Here is a 21,948-nt window from a genome sequence, read left to right on the forward strand (position 1 = left end):
CTTTATCAATTATCGCTCTAAGCTCGGATACTTCTTCTTGCAGTAATTTGACCCTGTACCTTTTCATCTTTTTTCTAAAGGTACTGAATTATTACGTTATTTTAAATTTTACTTAACACTAGTATTCAATTAGGGATTGGCGAGCGGACGAACGGAGCGTATAACCTGAACTGGGCCATCAGAGGCGTATTCTACCGCTTCAACTATATTCTGAACGACCGCTATATTTTCGAAACCAATGGGCGCTATGACGGAACTTCCCGCTTCCCCACTGAAGACCGTTTTGATTTTTTTCCATCGGCTTCCTTAGCCTGGGTAGTGTCAGAAGAAAGCTTTTTCAAACCTTTAAAGAAGGTGGTTAGTTATATGAAATTTCGCGGTTCGGCCGGTACTTTGGGGAATCAAAACTTAGGGGAGGACAACTATTCTCAGGTATACCCTTATATCTCTACCATGGGTTTGAGTGCTCAATCCACCCTTCTCAACGGTGCTTGGGTGCCTGCCGTGTATGCACCCAACCTGGTGAGTGCCAGCCTGACTTGGGAGAAAGCAACAACTTACAACTTTGGTGTTGACCTAGGGCTACTCAATGACAAGTTGAACGCCACTTTTGATCTGTACCGGAGAAATACGGTGGACATGCTGACCAAAGGAAAAACCCTCCCCGCGGTATTAGGGACTTCTGTACCGAAGGAAAATGCTGCGGATTTGGAAACGAACGGTTGGGAGCTGACCTTAAATTGGAAGGACCAAATGAACGTGGCCGGTAAGCCTTTCCACTATGGGGTGAAGTTTATCCTTTACGATAGCCGGACATATATTACCAAGTTTGATAATCCGACAAACTACCTGGATGATCATTATGAAGGTATGGAATGGGGCGATATCTGGGGGTTGAAGACTTTGGGCTTTTTTCAGTCAGAACAAGAAATTGAGGCACATGCAGACCAGTCTAAAGTAGCCTCTTATCCCGGAAGCCGTCCGATTGAACCCGGTGACCTGAAATTTGAAGATACCAACGGTGACGGCATCGTGGATTGGGGAAATTGGACCTTGGAAAACCCAGGCGATTACCGGATCATCGGCAACAGTCAGGACCGCTTAGGCTATAGCATTGATTTGAATGCGGAATGGAATGGGTTTGACCTACGGGCTTTCTTCCAAGGGATTGGCAAAAAAGATTTCTATCCGGGGCCCGGTCACCATTACTTCTGGGGGATTTATGCCCAGCCTTGGTCAAACTTACTGGCACATAACCTGGACCACTGGACTCCGGAAAGCCCAAATGCTTATTTCCCAAGACCTAAATCATATTCTGCGGAAATTGGAAAAGAGCTGGGAATTCCCCAAAGCAAATATTTGCAGAATGCAGCGTACTTAAGGCTGAAAAACCTTACCCTAGGCTATTCCTTGCCTAAGAGCCTCATTTCGAAAATCGGTTTGGACAAAGTGCGCTTGTATGTGAGTGGCGAAAACTTATTGGAATTTACCAAACTGAATGAATACCTGGATCCGGAAGGCTTAGGGGGAACCGTATACCCTTTCCAAAGAACCTATTCCTTTGGCCTGAACGTGATCTTTTAATTCATCTGTTTCCCCGCTTTTCTTCAGTTGTCGGCTATTCATTGGGCTGAGAAGAGCAGCGTGGAAGAAATATACATTCATCCTTCGAATAAAAATGTTGAAGCATTATGAAAACTTTAATATATATCATAGTTCTTTCGGTTTTCGCTGGAATATTGGGGGCCTGTAACAATGAGTTTATGGAGCGCTACCCAACTACTGCGGTTACCCCTGAGAATTTTTTTAGTACACCAGCAGATCTGGAAACGTATTCTAATGGCTTTTATGGTCAATTGAGCCTTAAGTATAATGATTTGGGGTCGGACAATATTTCCCATTACAATTCCGGTACGACTACCATAGAACGGGTGATGCGTGGAGAGATTGACCCGACTACCGTAGGTGACTGGAACTGGGGGGATTTGCGGAATATCAATTTTATGTTGGAAAATGCCCGTAAAGTAAGCGGTGAGGCCGGAGAAATTAATCATTATATGGGCATAGCACGTTTTTTCCGTGCTTGGTTTTATTATGAAAAAGTTAAAACTTATGGCAATGTGCCTTGGTATCCACGCACAATACAGACTGATGACGAAGACCTTTTGTATAAGGCGCAAGACCCTCGCGAAGTCGTGGTGGATTCTATCTTGGCTGATCTGGATTTTGCCGTGGAGCATATCCGAAGCGACCAGCACAATACTCAGGTATCCAAATGGGCAGCACTCAGTTTATTAGCTCGTGTGGCCTTGCAGGAGGGAACCTACCGGAAATACCATACGGAATTAGGGTTGGATGATGCTACTTCGTTCTTACAAAAAGCAGCGACTGCGGCACAAACCATTATGGAAGAAGGTGGGTATTCCCTGGATCCCGATTACGGCTCTTTATTCCGGTCGGTAAACCTTTCCGGTAGTCGTGAGACAATTCTCTTTGTGGATTATGACAAAGACTTGGACAAACGGCATAATTCTCAAACCGTATTTGATTACGAGTACGCCCTTAGCCGCAGTCTGGTAGATACCTATTTGAAGAAAAGTGACGGAAAACCATTTACTTCCGTTCCTGACAATGAAGAGGCGACTTTGCACGAAATCTTTAATGACCGCGATCCGCGATTGATGAATACCGTGATGCAACCGGGGTTTACGATACCCGGAAGCAGTAACCCTTACCGGATGAAACCTTTTCTGGGAGGCTATATTCAAATCAAATTCTTTCCACCTGGAGAAGACCATATCGGTTGGGACTTGACGTATACGGACCTGCCGGTGTTTCGCTATGCCGAAACCCTGTTGATATATGCAGAAGCTAAAGCAGAGTTAGGTACTTTGACTCAGGAGGACTTAGACAAATCGGTGAATTTGCTAAGACAGCGGGTAGAAATGCCGGCTATGGACTTGGCTACTGTGCAAAGCGAAATGGATCCGGTATTGGAACAACGGTATTTCAATGTGACCGGCCCGCAAAAAGGTGCAATTCTGGAAATCAGAAGAGAGCGAAGGGTAGAGCTGGCATGCGAAGGGTTCCGCCTGGGGGATTTGATGCGTTGGAAATTAGGTAAGTTGTTGGAAAAAGAGCCGGAAGGTATGTATGTGGAAGGCCTGGGAGCGATGGACGTTACCGGAGATGGTGTGGATGACATTGCCATTTTGGAGTCTTCGGATAAAACCGGTCCGATTGACGGGTTGCCCAACAAAGATGATTTATCCCTGTATTTCTTGAAGGATGATAGTGGGAAACTGACCAGTTTTTATTTAGAGTTTGGGGACCATGGCCATATTCGTTTTACCCGGAACTTAGACCTGAGTAAAAAGTTTATCGAACCGAAATATTATTATTTACCGATCTCGGAAACCCAGATGTTACTAAATCCGAATTTGGAACAATCCATCGGTTGGTAATAAGTTTATTTACCTCTCGCGTAACGATTCAACATGCACCTGTTACGCCTGTATATGAACACAACTAACTATCTGTTACCCTTTTATAGAGCCCGGAGCGATTCGTTCCGGGCTTTTATTTTCATAAGTCACTGTCAATAAAATTCGAAAGACGGGTAATGGCTGCCATATATTTGGGGATTAATCAATTTCAAGGCTTGAATGCAATTTTCTTTTCGATGTAAATCCTTAATTTTTAACGAATAAGGCTTGAAGCTAAAACAACATTTCTGCAATCGATTGTTTTTTTGGATTTGTTTTCCTACCTTAGTTTCACGCTTTTAGTAAATATGAAAATAACTGAGAAAGATGGGAAGTAAACACTTCGTTCCGACCAAATCACATGTGGCTTCTGTCGAGGAGTTATTTGATTCGTATTATCAAGTTTATTACCAACCTCTTAAAGGCTTTGCAACGAAGTTTTTGAGAGATGAAAATCTGGCGGAAGATGTACTGCAAGAAGTGTTTATGAAATTCTGGAAGAATTTACCCCACTTGGATACCAGTCAATCCTTAAAGGATTATCTGTACCGTGCCGTAAAAAATCAGGTATTAAATACTTTACAAACCAAGTCTCTCCAAATTATCCGGCATGCCGAAAAACTACAAGAGGAATCCTGTTCCGGTACTTGTACTGAAGATAAGGTGTACTTCAGTGAGTTGAACGAACTGGTGACTAAACGGATGGAAGCCTTACCCGAAAAAAAGAAAGAAGTCTTCCAGCTCCGGCTTTTTGAAGACTTGTCAAATCAACAAATTGCCCAACAAAAAAACACCTCCATTCACACCGTGAAGACACAATTCTTTCAAGCTTTGAAAGCAGTAAGAGCCTCTCTGAAAGGGTATTTGCAATAATGCACGATTATTACAATCGATTGTAATGGAGCGCTTTTTATTACTGAAAGGCTTCGGGCCAACTGACTTTCAGATCAAAGAATTAATTTTGTTTGACATCTCCTCCACTTGGTACTTCCCTTTTCCAAATTGTTGAATCTCAAATATTTTTTCTTTTTTTAAAAAAAAAATCACTCACCCAATACTACTTTTTGTGGCTTGCCCTGTGTATAGTAGTGTAAGGGAATCGCAATCATGAAGGAACGTAATTATAAGACATTGGTAAACCGGTATTTAACCAACCGTTGCACACCTGAAGAAACCAAACAGGTGCTGAAATGGATGCATAGCCCCGAAGGCAAGGCATATATGGAGCAACTGATGTCTAAGGAATTGCAAATGATTGACCAGGAGATTCATCAAGAAATATCTGGGGAGGTGGTGCCTATCAACCGGCCACGTAAAGGTAAAAACCGGATGGGATTGGTAGCGGTGATAGTGTTTTTGATGATTGCCGGATGGAGTTTGATGGGAGTGATTCAGCAACAGAATGAAGGAAAAGAGGCAAAAGTACCTATGATGGAGAAAGTTGCACCGAGAGGAAGCAAAATGCGGATTACATTGAGTGACGGGTCAAGGGTAGTATTGAATGCAGAAAGTTGCTTGTCCTTTCCCAAACACTTCTCGGAAACCTCCCGGGTGGTGTATTTACAAGGAGAGGCTTTTTTTGAAGTAACGGAAGATCGCCAAAGACCTTTTTCAGTGGTATCCGGTGAAATTACTACCACTGCCTTAGGGACTTCTTTTAATGTAAATGCCTATGAAGACTTTAAAAAAGTGGAAGTGGCATTGGTGACCGGTAAAGTCCAGGTAAAGGCAGAAAGAATGCAGGCTTCTGCCATGCTGGTGCCGGGTGAGAAACTCGCGTATTCCGGTCGGTCAAAGCTTACCAAATTGAGGTTTGACTCTGAAAAAGAAGTAGGATGGAAGGATGGTTGGATCATATTTGAAAACGCCAGCTTTCAGGAAGTACAAAGTACTTTGGAACGCTGGTACGATGTGAGCATTTTTTGTGATAAAGTTTTGCAAAGAGATTGGAATTACTCAGGCAAATTTCACCATGCTTCACTGGAGAATGTCTTGGAAAACATCGGCTTTGCCCGGAAGTTTCAGTTTAGCATTAAAAACAAAAAAGTAAACCTTTATTAAGCTATATTACAGTTGATTACAATTAACTATGTATCTCTAAACCCTCAAACGGATGAACCGCTTTATTAACTCCAGTTAAATAGAAAAAAAACCGGCAATCATTTGCGCTGACTGCCGGATAAGTTTCATTTCCTCCTCACCGTATTTTTGAATAGATGAAATAAGGGCACATACTCATCTACTGACCAAAAATAGGGGTGGGAGGCATTTGCCAAAACTTAAAGTTTCACTAAAAACACCTTAAAGATATGAAATGGAAGTTACTACTCCTAATTAAAATGCTCTCAAAGTATACCTTTTATGCCCTGATCATTCAGTCACTTACGTTGAGCATCATTTCGGCTGCTCCTGGGAATGCACAGGTTACCAGCGTGAAGGATGCATACATACATATAACAAAGCGTAATGTGAGTTTGCAGCAGGTCTTCAACACCGTTGAAGCGATGACGAACTATGAGTTTACGTACGATGCTCGTAAAGTGAATCTCCAGCAATCGATTGCAGATTTGAACTATGAAGGAAATGTGTACGGCTTGTTGGTTGAATTGTCTGAACGATGCGATTGCCGTTTTAAACAAGTCAATGAAAACATCACGGTTTCCAAGGCTCCTGCAAAGAGAAAAGTTGCAGAGGAAAGAGTTTCCGTACTACAAGAAGTGGTGGTGAAGGGAAAAGTAAGCGATTCGTCCGGGGAAATTTTACCGGGAGTGACGATTTTAGTGAAGGGAACCACTCAAGGTACCACCACGGACATGGAGGGGAACTACAGCATTGCAGTAGCGGAAGATGCCGTATTGGTTTTTAGTTATATCGGTTACAAAACCCAGGAAGTGGTAGTAGGAAGTCGTTCTCAAATCGATGTATTGATGGATTTTGACCAAGAACAGTTGGACGAAGTCGTGGTAGTAGGATATGGTACCCAACAGAAAGAAAATCTGACCGGGGCGGTATCTTCGGTTAATTTTGAAACGATTCAAAACCGCCCGATCGCCAGTGCCAGTACAGCATTATCCGGATTGGCACCTGGAGTACATGTCAATCAAAGTTCCGGCCAGCCGGGAAGAGACAATGCTACGATTCGTATCCGTGGAATAGGGACCTTAGGAAATTCGAACCCTTTGGTGTTGGTAGATGGTATTGAAGCGAGTATGAACGATATCAACCCCAATGATATCGAAAGTATGACGGTATTAAAAGATGCGGCTTCTGCTGCAATTTATGGTTCGAGGGCGGCCAATGGTGTCATCATCATTACCACGAAAAAAGGAAAGGAAGGAAAGTTAAAACTGAGCTACAATGGTTATTATGCCTGGCAAAAAGCAACGAATATCATCGAATCGGTAAACGATTATGCCACGTATATGGAGTTGGCCAATGAAGGCTTGACCAATGTAGGCGGACAGCCTAAATATAGTCAAGAAACCATCGATGCCTGGAAAAGTGGTAAGGATCCTTTGGTATATCCCAATACTGATTGGACTTCGCTGATTTTCCAAGCCGCTCCCATGCAAGAACACCATATCTCGTTGAATGGCGGGACCGAAAAAATGCGCTTCCTGTTTTCCACAGGGGTGTTGGATCAAGAGGGTATCATCCCGAATACCAGTTACAAACGGTACAATATGCGTTTAAACTGGGATGCGGATGTAACCAAGAAATTAAAAATCGGAGCGAATATATCCGGCAGCTGGAATATCCGGAAAGAGCCCGGAGATGTAGCGACCATTATGAACTGGTTAGGCGGAACCGCTCCGGGCATCGTACCGGAATCACCTGATGGTTTTTTCGGAGGGGCACAAGCTCTTGATGAAAACCAGCAGTTGAACAATCCTTGGTCAGTGATTCAACAACGCGATAAGCAAGAGGAGTGGCAGCGTTTTTTGGCAAGAGGTTTTTTAGAATATGAGATTGTCGATGGACTTACTTTCCAGACCAATGCAGCGATCAAGTATTACAATATGGTGTTGTCGGATTTTAATCCCAAGGGGGATTTGTATAAATTCTTGCCGGATGGTGAAAAACAGGTACACCGCCCATATGCAACCCGTGCCTCTCTTACCAACAAAAACCGCCGGGATTATAACATCACCTTGTTTACGACACTGACCTATGAAAAACAAATCGGTCGTGACCATTTTATAAAAGTGTTGGCCGGTTTTAACCAAGAAGAGTACCGGAAAGACGAATACAGCGCTTCGATCAAAGAATTTCCCAACAATAATGTACGGGAACTCAATGCCGGGTTGGAAGATCCTACTCTGGCAGGTACTGCTGAAGATTGGGCTTTACGTTCGTATTTTGGCCGGGTGAATTACGAATTGAGGGACCGCTACCTGTTTGAAGCTAATATCCGTTATGACGGATCTTCCCGTTTTGCACAGGGCAATCAATGGGGAGCATTCCCTTCCCTTTCATTAGGCTGGCGGATTTCGGAAGAAGCCTTTTTGCAAGACGTTGACTTTATCGACAATTTAAAACTAAGAGCTTCTTGGGGTAAATTAGGAAACCAGAATATTAACCGCTTGTATGGTTTTGCCTCTTCGTATACGACCGGTCTGAATTACAGTTTCAATGGGAATTTGGTTTCGGGAATCGCACCTACGGCTTTGGCGAATCGCGATATTACCTGGGAAACGTCTACGACTACGGATATCGGTTTGGACATCGAGTTGTTAGAAGGAAAATTCAGCTTGACAGCAGACTACTTTGACCGTACTACAGAGGGTATTTTGGTGGCGGTACCGATTCCCAAAACCATGGGAAATTTAACCTCTCCGGTTCAAAATATCGCCAAAGTACAGAACAAAGGTTGGGAGTTAACACTAGGCCATCAAAATACCATCAATGAATTGAATTATTCGGCAAGTTTCAATGTCACCAAAGTGGACAATGAAGTGATTAAATACAAAGGAGGAAATGCACCGCCAAATGGAGTGTTTTTGATCCGGGAAGGGCATGCCATCAATTCATTATATGGTTACAAAGTGGAAGGCATCTTCCAGTCAGACGATGAAGTGACCCAACATGCAACCCAATGGCCTGGAACTTCCGCAGGGGATTTAAAATATGCGGATTTGAATGATGACGGCAAAATTGACGGAGACGACCGGACGGTGATTGGGAATATCATTCCCGAATATTATTTCGGTTTGAACTTGTCTGCTTCTTATAAAGGTTTTGATCTCTCTGCCTTATTTCAAGGAGTGGCCAACCAGGATGTATTCTTAACAGGAAATTTCATTGCTCCATTTGCTTCTTCGGAAGCCGGAATGTTTCCTACCCGTTGGTTGGACCGCTGGACTCCTGACAACAAGAGTACGGAACTGCCTCGCTTAACCCATTCTTCCCGTTTCACCGGAAATATTCAAAACTCAAGCTTTTGGATAGAAGATGCTTCCTTTATCCGTTTGAAAAACTTGCAAATCGGTTATACCTTACCGGCCAAAGTAACGGACAAATTGGGCGTGGAAAAAGTGAGAGTGTATGCCAATGGCCAAAACTTACTCACCTGGACTTCCTTTGAAGGTTTTGATCCTGAACGCGATCCGAAGAAAACACAAATTGTACACCCGAATGTACGCATCATGTCATTGGGTTTGAATGTTAATTTTTAAACTATGAAAATGATGAATAAGAACTTTATATATATCCTTTTAAGCTTGTTTTTACTCCAGGCTTGTGACAGCGATTTCTTAAACCGCTATCCCAAAGATCAGGTGTCGGGCGATACGTTTTGGGGATCCGAACAAGATGCACTTTCGGGTTTGAATGCGGTATATGATGCCATGCAAACGGGGGATTATTACATGTATAATAATTATATGTACAATGATGGATTGACCCCCAATGCCTATTCACAAGGCGCTTACCAGGGTTTTCAAGCCATTGGAAACGGTACCCATACCGCTACGGCACCGGGTGCGGTAGCAGGCCGGTGGACGTATTGCTATGCAGGGGTTTACCGGGCCAATTTATTTTTGGAAAATGTGGGAAATGCCATTGAAGACGAGGCCTTGTTAAACCGGACACAAGGGGAGGCTCGCTTCTTAAGAGCACTTTACTATCACAACCTGGTGATGTTATACGGTGACGTACCTTTGATCTTGAAAACCCAAAGCCTGGAAGAAGCCATTGTGCCGAGAACTCCCAAAGCGGATGTGTTAGCTCAAATTCACGCGGATTTGGATTTTGCGGCCAATAACTTGCCGGATGCTTACGAAGGATCCAATATCGGTCGCGTGACTAAAGGAGCGGCACTGGCCTTAAAGGCCAGAGTACATCTCTACGAAGGGGAGTATCAACAAACCGTAGACTTAACTCAACAAATTATCAATATGAATCAATACGGTTTGGTGGGAATTTATGAAGATGTATTTTCTCCGCAAAATGAAAATAACGAGGAAGTAGTTTTCGATGTACAGTACATTGCCGGTGCTTTGGGAGAAGGGAACCGTTTTGATAAATTGTTAGGAAACCGGAATGCCGCAGCCAGCGGGTGGAGTTCTTTGGTTCCGGTGAAAGAATTGGTGGATGCTTACGAATGTATAGATGGCTTGCCCATTGATCAATCTCCTTTGTTCGATGCGGACAATCCATACGAAAACCGGGACCCTCGATTAGCTTCTACCGTGATCACGCCCGGAAGTTATTTCAAAGGGGCGTTATTTTCTTTGGATCCGGACGAAAATGAAGTGCAGCATCAATCGCGCTCCGGCTTTTTGATGCGTAAATATGTAGATTCCACTGACGAAGCCCAAGCCTGGGATTCTCCGGGTAATTTTATCGTAATCCGGTATGCGGATGTTTTATTGATGTATGCGGAGGCGAAAAATGAACTCTCCGGTCCGGATGCAGAAGTGTATGAGGCGATCAATGCCATACGGACCCGTGTGGGTATGCCTGAAGTTCCCACCGGCTTAACACAGGAAGAAATGAGAAGCAAGATCAGGCATGAACGAAGAGTCGAACTCGCCATTGAAGGTTTGTATTACTTTGATATTTTGCGTTGGAAAACGGTAGAGGAAGTGAATAACGGTGATATACACGATGCCAACGGAAAGGTGGTAGAGTCACGTAGTTTTAATCCTGAGCGGGATTATTTGTGGCCTATTCCTCAAAGTGAATTGGATTTGAATCCGGAATTAGAACAAAACAAAGAATACTAATAGCCATTAAGGCTCTTGCCAGATTGGCTGGCATAGCGCCTTAATTACCGGAAGATTGAGCTCGGATGACGATTGTGAAATTAGCAATAGCGTTGCATTGTGATCCGAAGTCGGTTATCCGGCCACTTGGCCTCTTGGAACATTTCCAAGAGGCTTTTAAATCCACTTAACCTGGTTGAATGATGAAAAAAAGATACTTGTTTGCTTGTTTGCTCCTACTATTTAATGCATGTAGTAACCCTGGAAAGGAAAAAGAGCAATCCACGGAAGTGATCACTCCCCCTATTTACAATGGTTTGATTGCTGATAATTTCCAGTTAGCCGAAAAGCATTTTTCCAATATGCTGGACGTTTGTGAGGATGCTACAAAAATCCCCCGGACCACTAAAGAAGATAGCTCGCTGGTGACCGTAGGTATTCACAATTGGACCAGTGGTTTTTTTGCCGGGAGCTTGTGGTATTTGTACGAATACACACATGACGAAAAGTGGAAACAGGCTGCTGAAAAATGGACCCGGGCTCTGGAACCGATTCAACACTACACTCGCCATCACGATGTGGGATTTATGATGTATTGTAGTTATGGTAATGGTCGACGATTGGGAGCGGACAGCACTTATCAAGATATTTTGATTCAGACAGCCAAGTCACTGTCTACGCGTTTTCATCCGAACACCGGGTGTATCAAATCATGGGATTACCGGAAAGCCTGGGACGATAAAACGGAATGGTTTTATCCTGTGATTATTGATAATATGATGAACCTGGAGTTGTTGTTTTATGCATCCAAGGCTTCAGGAGATCCCCAATACAAGGAGATTGCCATCCGGCACGCCCTAACGACTATGAAAAACCATTACCGCCCGGATTTCAGTTCGTATCATGTAGTGGATTATGATACCTTGAACGGAGAGGTACTGGATCAGGCCACCTGTCAGGGCTTTACCGATGCTTCTGCCTGGGCCAGAGGACAGGCTTGGGGTTTGTACGGGTATACGATGGTGTATCGTGAAACAAAAGACCCGCAATTTTTAACGTTTGCTCAAAACATTGCCGACTATATATTGAGCCGTTTGCCGGAAGATCATATTCCGTATTGGGATTTCGATGTGTTTAACAAGGAGTTCCGACCGGAATGGAAATACAATCCGGCCGACTTTCCTACCGTCCCCAGGGATGCTTCCGCAGCTGCGGTGATTGCCTCGGCCTTCTATGAGCTTTCAACCTTTGTGGAAAACGGTGAAAAATATAAAGCTCAAGCAGATGCCATCATCAAAGAGCTTTCTACTTCCGAATACTTGGCGCAACCGGGAGAGAACAACAATTTTATGTTAAAACACAGTGTGGGAAGTATTCCGCACGGAGTCGAGATTGATGTTCCTTTGGTATATGCCGACTACTACTTTTTAGAAGCCTTGTTGCGCAAGCAAAAATTGGAAAAGAATTCTTAATCAGGTAGAGGCCTTCCGGGATTTCAAAATCCGGAAGGCCTTACCCTTACATGCTATACACAGGTTCCCGTAAGATCGTTTTGAGTTTCTCCGGGGCTGTTTTGGTGAAATCTGAGAGGTAAATTTCATGATGGAGCCCTGCCTTTTTCAGCCGTTTTTGGGTCATAAATGCTTCCAATTTGGCCAAGCTTTCCGGCTCTTTGTCAAAAGGCCCTTGATGTAATACCTGTACAAACTGTCCCTTTCCCATTTCAAAGTATTCCACGGCATCGGTCAAGGGCAAACCTTTCTTTTGCATAACTTTTTCTTTACAAAGTTGAATTTGGCTTTCCTCTACATATTCAGGGATTCTGATCAACAATCGCCATTGCCATTCGTCTCGCGGGACTTTTAAGGGAGCTTCACGCATTGACGGTTGCCCGAAGCGTTTGTTATCAAACCACCAAAGCCCTTCCAGTTTGGCCACCACAAAGTCCTTTCCCTGTGATTTATAATGAAATTTGATCCCGTAAGCTACGGAGTATAAGGCTTGTATGGAATTCTTGAAACTGGAAGAAGAGGGATCGCCTTTTCCCGTAATGGAGAGGAACTCTGCTTTGCCAAAGCTAACCAATTCTGGTTGGGTCGAAGCATTGTAATAGTTTTTAAATAGTTTTTTTAAGTCTGTTTTTTCCATGGTATGTTAAAAATTAGTTAAACATGGATCAAAGTAAACCGTTGTCACTGTCAGCCTTATGTCATTGCGTCTCCGGTTTTGAAAAAAATATAAATGGAGGGGTAATGCAGAACAGAGCGAAAAGTCTACGGTGAACCCCTTATCTTTATCCAAAAGAATTATTGACTCATAAGAGATATGCGGAATTTGATAATCGTACAACTGGTGTTTGTTTTCTTTTTGGAGGCATGTGGACAACAAACGCAAAATAAATCTTCATCGCTTGATAAAGCGACCATGGAAAGCAAACCGGAAATAATTGATCTTGTAACAATACTCAATCCGGAAGGGCAACTGCTGGAAACCCGTATCAACCCGCCCGAAGGTTACCAAAGAGCTGAAGTAAAGGACTCTTCTTTTGCCCGGTATCTACGGCAGTTGCCCGTGAAACCTCACGGATCGGAAGTGTTATATTTCAATGGAAAAACCAAACCCAATCGCGATGTATACGAGGCCGTTGTAGCATTGGAAATCGGAAGTAAAGATTTGCATCAATGTGCTGATGCCGTTATGAGGCTCAGGGCTGAATATTTATGGCAAAATAAGCAATATGATAAAATACATTTCAATTTCACCAATGGTTTCCGGGTGGACTATTCAAAATGGATGCAGGGTAATCGAATTGTAGTCAAGGGCAATAAAGTCAGCTGGACCTCGAAATATGCTCCCTCCAATACCTATCGGGATTTTTGGAAGTATATGGAAACCATTTTCAGCTATGCCGGGACCTATTCCCTTTCCAAAGAGCTGCATGCGACAGGTATAGAGGAGTTGAAAGCCGGAGATGTGTTTATACAAGGCGGCTTCCCGGGACATGCCGTGATGGTGGTGGATAGGGCCATTCATCCCCAAACGGGGGAAAAAGTGTTTCTTTTGGCCCAAAGTTATATGCCGGCCCAGGAAATCCAGGTTCTTAAAAACCCACAGGACCCGGATATCAGCCCTTGGTACCCTTCGGATTTTGGTGAAATATTATATACGCCTGAATGGACTTTTAAAAAGGCTGATTTGAAGAGGTTTAAGGATTGATTGTGAAGACCTTCCAGGTTTTCAAAACCTGGAAGGTCTGTCCCCATAAACAGAGGCATTTAACTGTTGGCCTCAATGATTTTTTTGAGCTGGTGCCCGGGCACCACTCCCGATTGCTGCCATTTGATTTGCCCGTTTTTGAATAATATCAGAGTTGGCACTCCCCGCACCTTGTATTTTACAGCGACTTTCGGGTTTTTATCTACATCTACCTTGATAATCTGGGCTTTGTCACCAATCTCTTGTTTCAATTCGTCCAGCATGGGAGCCATCATTTTACATGGGCCGCACCAAGTTGCAAAAAAGTCTACCAATACTGGCTTCGAACCGTTGATTAATTCATTGAATTTAGACATATCTTTTCTTGTTTTTTGATCCTTAGAAAATGAAGTGGTTTCCACGTATAGTTTTTGACCGAAGATGGGATCAAATTCGGCTCATCAAGGCACTTTTTGAAGAGCAAAGCCAAAGCTATTGTTGATAAAAGTAACACAGAGGAGGCGTTTTTGAAACATTTTTCAGGAAAAAGAAAATGGTTAATTCACTTCAATATCCTTCTCCTTGGCATTAAAACCTTCCAGGTTTTCAAAACCTGGAAGGTTTGATTTTGGGGAGAAAGTTCCGGAATTTATAATTTCACCATTGCTTTTCGATAGTATTTTTTTCGAAACCAAAAAGCCACATTCACCAAGGCAATCAGTGCCGGCACCTCCACCAACGGACCGACCACTCCGGTAAAGGCCTGTCCGGAGTTTAACCCGAATACGGCAATAGCTACGGCAATGGCCAGCTCAAAATTATTCCCTGTCGCTGTAAAAGCAATGGAGGCATTTTTGGCGTAATCTGTCCCCATCGCTTTTCCGACAAACAAGCTAATGATAAACATCAATACAAAATAAATGACCAAAGGCACTGCGATTTCCAACACATCCATAGGAATGCTCACAATCAATTCCCCTTTCAAGCTGAACATCACGACAATGGTGAAAAGCAAAGAAATCAAAGTGATAGGAGAGATAAAAGGGATAAAGGTATTTTGATACCATTGTTCACCTTTCCATTTCACCAGAAACAAACGGCTGAGAAAACCGGCGGCAAAAGGAATTCCCAAATAGATGAATACACTTTCGGCTATCGTGCCAATGGAAATATCGACAATGGCACTTTCATAGCCTAATAAAGCGGGTAGTTTGGTGATAAACAACCAAGCATAGAAACTATAGAAAAATACCTGAAAGATACTGTTTAATGCGACCAGTCCGGCGGCATATTCTCTACTGCCCTCCGCCAGTTCGTTCCAGACAATCACCATGGCAATACACCGGGCCAGGCCGATTAAAATCAAACCGGTCATATATTCGGGACGATCATGTAAAAAGAGCAACGCTAAGACAAACATAAGTACGGGGCCGATAACCCAATTAAGTAAAAGCGAAATACTCAATACCTTTACATTTCGAAAGACCTGGGGCAACAAGCTGTAATTGACTTTGGCGAGTGGAGGGTACATCATCAGAATCAGCCCGATGGCAATAGGAATATTGGTAGACCCACTGGAAAAACCATTGACCACCTGACCCGTTGTAGGGAAAAAATACCCGATGGCAACCCCTATGGCCATGGCCAGAAAAATCCAAACAGTCAAAAAACGATCGAGAAAACCTAATTTTTTTCTCGCGACAACAGGGTTTTGTTTCATCGGATTAGTGCTTTTGTTTGAGAAAATACATATGCCATTTCAGTAGCGATTTGCAGGCAACGGGTATCATAGGTAGCCGCTTCTTGAGGGCTTCCGTCAGCAAGTTTAGGATCCTGATAGGAAACCGGAAAACGCGCTTCTGCCCCAACAATCACCGGGCAACCTTGGTCAGCTTCCGTACAGGTCATAACGGCAGCAAAGTCAGAAGAAGGATTGTGTACATTGTCATAGACTTTGGAAAAGCAAACGATGGGTTTTGTTTCACCGAAGTACACTTGATATTTTGGATTGCTTTCTTCTTGGTGTTCAATATGAAAGCCGGCCCTTTTCAAGGCCGCAATTGCATTGGGATGGAAGGCTGTGGCTTCCGTGCCTCCGGAATAGGTATAGACTTCGTCTATTTGATAAAAACCCGCTGCTACAGCTGCCCATACTTGTCCGAAGTGACTTCTCCGGCTGTTGTGTGTACAGATAAAATTTAAATGAACAGGCAAATTTTGTTCTTTTTTGCCGGCAATATAGGTAGCAAACTGCTCTAACAGTTTCTTGCGCTCCTGAGAAATTGCATCGAAACGGTTTTCTGCATTCCGGAGATATTGTTCCAATTTAGGAAATAATGATACCATGCGGTTTTTAATCAATTGAATAAAATACTGTGTAGAATGATATAGAATTTGTCGCTCTGAAAATTACAGAGCCCTTTAATTAAAATTAAAGAAGAATTCCCCTCCTTATCAAAAGGAGGGGTGCTTGTATCGTTAAGTTCATTCCAAATGGAGGGGGCTTGCTTTTGGCCGGGAGCTTATCCAGTGAAACGAATTCTTTAATAGATAATAAATTAGCAACAGCCCGAGCCCGGTACACAGGCAGCTCCTTCCTCCTGGTTACTTAATTGTGCAAGGTTAATTTTGGCCTTGGAAGGTTCCTGTGCAGACGTACAACAGGCTTCGGCTGTTTCCTGAGTATATTTAGGATCGTTGAATTCGGCGTCTTCATGGAAGTAATAAACTTCCCATTGATGTCCGTCCGGATCATTTACCCAAAACTTATCCTGGATGGCGTAGCAACAAGCCGTACCCATTTCTTCCAAACTGACAATTTTTTGCTCTTTGGCTTTTGCCAGTCTGTTTTCCATTTCTTCTTTTGTTGCTACTTGCAAACCCAAGTGCCCAAAACTTGATTTTACCCTTTGCGCATTTTCTACAAAAGAGATGATCAAAGAAGGAGCCTCCAGGATGTACTTTGCATAGCCGGGTTTTACTTTATCCGCTTTTTTACCAAAAAAGAGATTGTAAAAATTTACGGTTTTTTCCAGATCACTTACATACAGTGATACATGCATTCTGGGAAAGGATGTTGTGTTCATGATTTTATTATTTTATTGCAATATTACGATGTATATAAATAAAAAATTTTCCTTTGAATATACTTTGCTAAGGAATCAATTTTTAAGACACTTTTCTCAGTGCCGTTTCGCTAGAATTGATTCTTATTGAGAAGAGCTTAACAACAAGAGTTAGCCGCTTGGTAACCGTCAAACAAATCATCAAACAGGGTTTTAACGGCTTTCCACTTTTTGGGTTCGATGCAATAGCAAACCGAAGTGCCTTCGATGGTTCCTTGAATCAGTCCTGTATTTTTCAATTCTCTTAAATGTTGAGAAATAGTAGCTTGAGCCAGCCCCAATTCCTGGACCAAATCACCATTGATACATTGTTGGGCTTTTAACAAGACTTGTAAGATCGCAATCCTCGCTGGGTGAGCCAGTGCTTTTGCCAAGCTGGCCAACTCATTTTGTTGATCGGTAAATAAATCGCTTTTTGTTACGCCCATAATTCTAATTATTATATCGCAATATTACGATTGATAAATGAAAGTTACAACATTTTGAAAAAATATTTTATAAAATTGATTCCGGTGGTAAATTCAAAGTGGGTAATTTTTCACATATTTCAATTTGATTTTTTTGTAATGGGGTAAGTGAGAACTCTCTGGAAGAGATGAAAACTATCGTTTTGTTTCTTATTATGAGAAAAAGCCAATTATCTTTAACCCATCAAAACCAGGTCCCATAATGGTCAGGGTTTGGGCCGGATGTGAAGATTGAAGAAAGTCCGTTAGTTAAGAATTCAAGCTATGAGATGGAAGTGTTTGCTGGTACTATGCCTGTTGATTTCAACAAATTTAATGGCACAATTTAACCCCAAGGTTACTTTTAAATTTAGTCATTTGTCCAGCAAGGATGGCTTGCCACAGAACTCCATTTTAGCCATTCACCAAGACCGATGGGGTTTTCTCTGGTTTGGGACAGACGATGGTTTGTGCCGTTATGACGGATATTCGTTTCGTGTGTTCAGGCACAACCCGGAAGACCCCTTCAGCATCAGTAGCAATGTGATCCGGGCGATCGAAGAGGATGCCAAAGGTCGTTTGTGGATCGGTACCAGTGGAGGTGGGTTAAATAGGTACGACCCTGTGACCGACCGTTTTACGGCTTATAAATACTCTTCGGAGAAGCAAACGATTAGTCATAATAAAGTTTTTTCCCTTTGTGTAGACCGGAAAGGGGATATTTGGGTGGGCACCTTGGGCAAAGGACTGAACAAAGTCGAGATCGATGAAAAGGAAGGAGACATCCAATCCATTCAACAGTTCTATCACCAAGCGGAGGATTCCACATCGCTGTCTGATAATAAAGTATGGTCGGTGTATGAAGACCGGCAGGGGCAAATCTGGGTAGCTACCTATGACGGAGGTTTGAACCGCTATCATCCGGCTACCGGAACATTTCATCAATTTAACCTTCCTAAGGTCAACGGAAAGGAAATACATTCGGTCAAAACGGTTTTTGAAGATACTCAGGGTGCCTATTGGATCGGAACGGAGCATTATGGATTGTTTCGCTATTTGCCTCAACTACAAATGTTTACCCACTTCGCCGCTACTGGGTCTCCGGGAGGACTAAGCCATCAAAATGTCACTGGAATTTTGGAAGATAAAGAGGGAAATTTGTGGGTAGGGACTTTAGGAGGCGGGTTGAACCTGTTCGACCGCAATACCCGACAATTTATAACCGTCCGGGAGACACCCTACGATTCTTATGGCTTGAAAGGCAAGTCTGTATATTCCCTTTTTGAAGACCGCTCGGGAATTCTCTGGGTAGGAATGTATTCCGGAGAAGGATTGAATAAATTGGACCCGAAAGTACAGCAGTTTCAACATCATTTTCCACGGGTAGGACAGGCGGAAAGCTTGAAAGGAAGTATGGTGAAATCGCTGTTTGTAGACCGGGCAGGGACCTTGTGGGTGGGTACCTTTACCGGAGGGCTGAACCGCTATGATGACAAAACTCAACGGTTTATCCATTATCAACATCAGGAAAACAACCCTTATAGCCTGAGTCATAACAGTGTACAGTGTATTTATGAAGACCGTTCAAGAAATTTGTGGATCGGTACGGATGGGGGAGGCTTGAACCGTTTTGACCGGAAAACCGGAAGGTTTGAATCTTTTCAAACTATTTCTACCTTTTCGGAAAAGGTTTCCAATGATGAAATATGGGCGATTTTGGAAGACTACCGGGGAAATCTTTGGCTAGGATTGGCGAATGGGGGTGGAGTGAACCGCTTAAACAAGGCCACAGGAGAGGTGAAACATTACAGGTACTCCGCATCGGATACCAATAGCCTTAGCTTTGATGATGTAAGGGTATTGTATGAAAGTACAGATCATACCTTGTGGATAGGAACTTTTGGAGGCGGCTTAAGCCGTTTTGATGAAAAAAACGAACGGTTTATCAGCTACCGGAATGAGCCTGGTAATCCCCAAAGCTTGAGTAACGATGTGGTAACGGCAATTTATGAAGATCACCAAGGCCATCTTTGGGTGGGGACCTTCGGAGGCGGGTTGAACCGTTTCGATCCTCAATCTCAGGCTTTTCAAGTTTATCGCGAACAACAGGGCTTGCCCAGCGATGTCATCAAAGCCATCCGCGAAGATGCAAAAGGAAATTTGTGGATCAGTACAGTGAAAGGACTTAGCCGGTTTAATCCTGCAACGGAAGTTTTTCAAAACTATACGGTGAATGACGGCTTACAATCGGATGAATTTAATTTAGGTTCGGCATTTCAAGACTCTTCGGGGCAACTCTATTTTGGGGGAACCAATGGATTTAACGTATTTGCTCCCCGTGATTTCGAAACAGGAAATGACTCTATTGATGTGGTGCTTACCAACCTGAGAGTACTCAATCAGTCTGTTGTTCCGGGCAAGGCTTACAACGGAACGGTGATTTTAGATAAAAGTATTTGGGCAAGTGATCATTTGACCTTGAGTCATGAAAACAATGTTTTTTTATTTGAATTTGCGGCTTTGGCATTTTCTTCACCGGAGAAAGTAAAATACGCTTATCAATTGGTGGGAGAAGACAAGGATTGGGTAGTTACCGATGCCAAGAGGCGTTTTGCCCCGTATTCCAATCTATCTCCGGGGGAATACACGTTCCGGTTGGCAGCTATTGACCACCGGGGGAATCCTATTAGTACTGTCAAAAATATGTCGCTTACCATATTGCCTCCTTGGTGGCGCAGCTACTGGGCGTACTTGGGCTATTTCGTGCTATTTGCCGGAATCTCTTTTATGGCACAACAGATTATTGCTACACGGATCAGGCTACGGCAGGATTTGAAAATAGCTAAGTTGGAAAAGGAAAAAGCCGATGAACTGAATCAAATGAAACTTACCTTTTTTACCAACATCAGCCATGAGTTACGTACACCGTTGACACTGATCTTAGTGCCTCTGGAAGCCTTATTACAAAACAAGGAATTGAGTACAGGGATCAAGCAACAGTTGGCCTCCATCTTCCGGAATGCCGAACGTCTTCTTCGATTAATTAATCAACTATTGGATTTTCGAAAGCAAGAAACCAATCATTTGCAATTGTACGTGACAGAGTCGGATATCCTTGGGTTTGTTGAACAAGCCAAACAGGCTTTTGACCTGATGGCAACACAGCGTAACATTGTGTATACCTTGAAGAGCGAAGTAACTTCACTGAAGCTTTGGTTTGATGCAGAGCAAATGGAAAAAGTACTATATAACCTGATTTCCAACGCTTTTAAGTTTACAAAGGACAACGGCCGGATTACCTTGAGGGTTTGCCAGCCGGAAAACACTCAGGAAATTTACATTGAAGTGGAAGACAATGGTAAGGGCATTCCGGAAGAGGATATGGAACATATATTCGATCGCTTTTTTCAAAGTGAACGGATAGAGGGCAAATACTTTTCGGGTACGGGTATCGGTTTGGCACTTGCTAAAAACCTGGTGGAAATGCATCATGGGCGGATTGAAGTGAGCAGCCGGCCCAAGGAAAAAACTTTGTTCCGGATTTGCTTACCTTTGGGTAATGCACATTTTCAAGCGGAGGAGTTGGTACACCCTGAATTATTGCCTGCCCAAAGGTCGGTCCACAATTTGCAAAGCGAGTTGGCGGCAGTGCCTGAAGTGTTTCAAAAGGAGATGTCTGATAAAAAAACAGAAGCACATAAGCCGTTTACTTTATTGTTGGTGGACGATAACCCGGAGGTATTGGCCATGTTGGAAAGCAATTTAAGAGAAACCTATCGGGTGGCAACCGCTTTAGAGGGGGATACAGGTTTGCAGATGGCCAAAGAACTGAAACCTGATTTGGTCATTAGTGATGTGATGATGCCCGGAATGAACGGAATAGAATTTTGCAAACAACTGAAGTCCGGAGTGGAAACCAGCCATATTCCCGTCATTTTACTGACAGCCCGGGGATCGATGGATTTTAAATTGGAAGGGATGGAGTCCGGTGCGGATGATTATATTACCAAGCCTTTTCATTTGCAACTATTGACCTTGAAGATTAAAAATATGCTGAGGTCCCGTCAAAAGTTAAGGGAGCAGTTTCAAAGACAGGTGCGGATCGAACCCAAAGAAATCACCGTGACTTCGTTGGATGAAGCACTCCTGTCCAAGGCCCTGCAAGTCGTGGAGGAGCATATGGATGCTGCGAAGCTGGATGTAACATTTTTGGGCAAAGAGTTGGGACTAAGTCGTACCCTGTTGTTTGAGAAAATCAAGGCTATTACCGGGCAAACGCCCAATGAATTTATCCAAAGTATACGCTTGAAACGGGCAGCGCAAATTCTTTCACAAAGCCCGGTGAAAATTTCGGAAGTTTGTTATCAGGTAGGCTTTAACCAACCGAAGTATTTTAGCAAAAAGTTCAAACAACAATTTGGGGTTGCTCCATCCGAATATGCAAACGGTAAACGGGCCGAAGAAGATTGAGGCTATTGGGTGGGAAACAGAA

15 protein-coding genes are annotated in these 21,948 nt (G+C 43.2%); 9 read left to right on the top strand and 6 right to left on the bottom strand.

Annotated features, from left to right (window positions below; all coding sequences use genetic code 11):
* Positions 1-135: 135 nt before the first annotated feature.
* The 7 genes from AAG747_RS22385 (at position 136) to AAG747_RS22415 (ending at position 12,162) form a co-directional block, all read left to right on the top strand.
* Entirely contained in the window at positions 136-1,584 is a 1,449-nt protein-coding gene (locus AAG747_RS22385; protein ID WP_346823586.1) for a SusC/RagA family TonB-linked outer membrane protein, read from the top strand.
* A gap of 107 nt (positions 1,585-1,691) precedes the next feature.
* Positions 1,692-3,464: a RagB/SusD family nutrient uptake outer membrane protein gene (locus AAG747_RS22390; RefSeq protein WP_346823470.1), complete on the top strand. Its 1,773-nt coding sequence runs from the start codon at positions 1,692-1,694 to the stop codon at positions 3,462-3,464.
* Between the two features lie 348 nt (positions 3,465-3,812).
* Positions 3,813-4,358: an RNA polymerase sigma-70 factor gene (locus AAG747_RS22395; protein ID WP_346823471.1), complete on the top strand. Its 546-nt coding sequence runs from the start codon at positions 3,813-3,815 to the stop codon at positions 4,356-4,358.
* Between the two features lie 234 nt (positions 4,359-4,592).
* Positions 4,593-5,546 (top strand): FecR family protein, encoded by a 954-nt coding sequence (locus AAG747_RS22400; protein ID WP_346823472.1) that lies wholly within the window; start codon positions 4,593-4,595, stop codon positions 5,544-5,546.
* Between the two features lie 248 nt (positions 5,547-5,794).
* Positions 5,795-9,160, top strand: a complete 3,366-nt coding sequence (locus tag AAG747_RS22405; RefSeq protein WP_346823473.1) for a SusC/RagA family TonB-linked outer membrane protein — start codon at positions 5,795-5,797, stop codon at positions 9,158-9,160.
* Positions 9,161-9,169: 9 nt separating this feature from the next.
* A complete protein-coding gene (locus AAG747_RS22410) occupies positions 9,170-10,711 on the top strand; it encodes a RagB/SusD family nutrient uptake outer membrane protein (RefSeq protein ID WP_346823474.1) in 1,542 nt (513 codons plus the stop codon).
* A 179-nt stretch (positions 10,712-10,890) separates the two neighbouring features.
* Positions 10,891-12,162 (top strand): glycoside hydrolase family protein, encoded by a 1,272-nt coding sequence (locus tag AAG747_RS22415; protein WP_346823475.1) that lies wholly within the window; start codon positions 10,891-10,893, stop codon positions 12,160-12,162.
* Between the two features lie 46 nt (positions 12,163-12,208).
* Here the strand turns inward: AAG747_RS22415 and AAG747_RS22420 are convergent, their stop codons facing one another.
* Positions 12,209-12,838, bottom strand: a complete 630-nt coding sequence (locus AAG747_RS22420; protein WP_346823476.1) for a GyrI-like domain-containing protein — start codon at positions 12,836-12,838, stop codon at positions 12,209-12,211.
* Between the two features lie 177 nt (positions 12,839-13,015).
* Here AAG747_RS22420 and AAG747_RS22425 point away from each other — a divergent pair, with 177 nt between their 5' ends.
* Positions 13,016-13,906, top strand: a complete 891-nt coding sequence (locus AAG747_RS22425) for a DUF4846 domain-containing protein (protein ID WP_346823477.1) — start codon at positions 13,016-13,018, stop codon at positions 13,904-13,906.
* Positions 13,907-13,965: 59 nt separating this feature from the next.
* Here AAG747_RS22425 and trxA read toward each other — a convergent pair whose 3' ends face one another.
* From trxA to AAG747_RS22450, 5 genes are all read right to left on the bottom strand, one after another.
* Complete coding sequence (trxA, locus tag AAG747_RS22430; RefSeq protein ID WP_346823478.1) at positions 13,966-14,262, bottom strand: thioredoxin; 297 nt, start codon at positions 14,260-14,262, stop codon at positions 13,966-13,968.
* A 272-nt stretch (positions 14,263-14,534) separates the two neighbouring features.
* Positions 14,535-15,605, bottom strand: a complete 1,071-nt coding sequence (gene arsB, locus AAG747_RS22435) for an ACR3 family arsenite efflux transporter (protein ID WP_346823479.1) — start codon at positions 15,603-15,605, stop codon at positions 14,535-14,537.
* Positions 15,602-16,231, bottom strand: a complete 630-nt coding sequence (locus AAG747_RS22440; RefSeq protein ID WP_346823480.1) for a low molecular weight phosphatase family protein — start codon at positions 16,229-16,231, stop codon at positions 15,602-15,604. The genes arsB and AAG747_RS22440 overlap by 4 nt, the downstream gene beginning before the upstream one ends.
* Positions 16,232-16,443: 212 nt before the next feature.
* Complete coding sequence (locus AAG747_RS22445; protein ID WP_346823481.1) at positions 16,444-16,971, bottom strand: ArsI/CadI family heavy metal resistance metalloenzyme; 528 nt, start codon at positions 16,969-16,971, stop codon at positions 16,444-16,446.
* 137 nt (positions 16,972-17,108) lie between these two features.
* Positions 17,109-17,438 carry an ArsR/SmtB family transcription factor gene (locus tag AAG747_RS22450; RefSeq protein WP_346823482.1) on the bottom strand — a complete coding sequence of 110 codons (330 nt, stop codon included), beginning with the start codon at positions 17,436-17,438 and terminating at the stop codon, positions 17,109-17,111.
* Between the two features lie 354 nt (positions 17,439-17,792).
* Here AAG747_RS22450 and AAG747_RS22455 point away from each other — a divergent pair, with 354 nt between their 5' ends.
* Positions 17,793-21,926: a hybrid sensor histidine kinase/response regulator transcription factor gene (locus AAG747_RS22455; RefSeq protein WP_346823483.1), complete on the top strand. Its 4,134-nt coding sequence runs from the start codon at positions 17,793-17,795 to the stop codon at positions 21,924-21,926.
* The last annotated feature ends 22 nt before the right edge of the window (positions 21,927-21,948 follow it).

It is taken from the genome of Rapidithrix thailandica (assembly GCF_039710355.1).
Classification (GTDB): domain Bacteria; phylum Bacteroidota; class Bacteroidia; order Cytophagales; family Flammeovirgaceae; genus Rapidithrix; species Rapidithrix thailandica.

Coding starts and splice junctions, on each gene's coding strand:
- AAG747_RS22390 (WP_346823470.1), top strand. CDS start 1,692: ATGAAAACTTTAATATATATCATAGTTCTTTCGGTTTTCGCTGGAATA.
- AAG747_RS22395 (WP_346823471.1), top strand. CDS start 3,813: ATGGGAAGTAAACACTTCGTTCCGACCAAATCACATGTGGCTTCTGTC.
- AAG747_RS22400 (WP_346823472.1), top strand. CDS start 4,593: ATGAAGGAACGTAATTATAAGACATTGGTAAACCGGTATTTAACCAAC.
- AAG747_RS22405 (WP_346823473.1), top strand. CDS start 5,795: ATGAAATGGAAGTTACTACTCCTAATTAAAATGCTCTCAAAGTATACC.
- AAG747_RS22410 (WP_346823474.1), top strand. CDS start 9,170: ATGATGAATAAGAACTTTATATATATCCTTTTAAGCTTGTTTTTACTC.
- AAG747_RS22415 (WP_346823475.1), top strand. CDS start 10,891: ATGATGAAAAAAAGATACTTGTTTGCTTGTTTGCTCCTACTATTTAAT.
- AAG747_RS22420 (WP_346823476.1), bottom strand. CDS start 12,838: ATGGAAAAAACAGACTTAAAAAAACTATTTAAAAACTATTACAATGCT.
- AAG747_RS22425 (WP_346823477.1), top strand. CDS start 13,016: ATGCGGAATTTGATAATCGTACAACTGGTGTTTGTTTTCTTTTTGGAG.
- trxA (WP_346823478.1), bottom strand. CDS start 14,262: ATGTCTAAATTCAATGAATTAATCAACGGTTCGAAGCCAGTATTGGTA.
- arsB (WP_346823479.1), bottom strand. CDS start 15,605: ATGAAACAAAACCCTGTTGTCGCGAGAAAAAAATTAGGTTTTCTCGAT.
- AAG747_RS22440 (WP_346823480.1), bottom strand. CDS start 16,231: ATGGTATCATTATTTCCTAAATTGGAACAATATCTCCGGAATGCAGAA.
- AAG747_RS22445 (WP_346823481.1), bottom strand. CDS start 16,971: ATGAACACAACATCCTTTCCCAGAATGCATGTATCACTGTATGTAAGT.
- AAG747_RS22450 (WP_346823482.1), bottom strand. CDS start 17,438: ATGGGCGTAACAAAAAGCGATTTATTTACCGATCAACAAAATGAGTTG.
- AAG747_RS22455 (WP_346823483.1), top strand. CDS start 17,793: ATGGCACAATTTAACCCCAAGGTTACTTTTAAATTTAGTCATTTGTCC.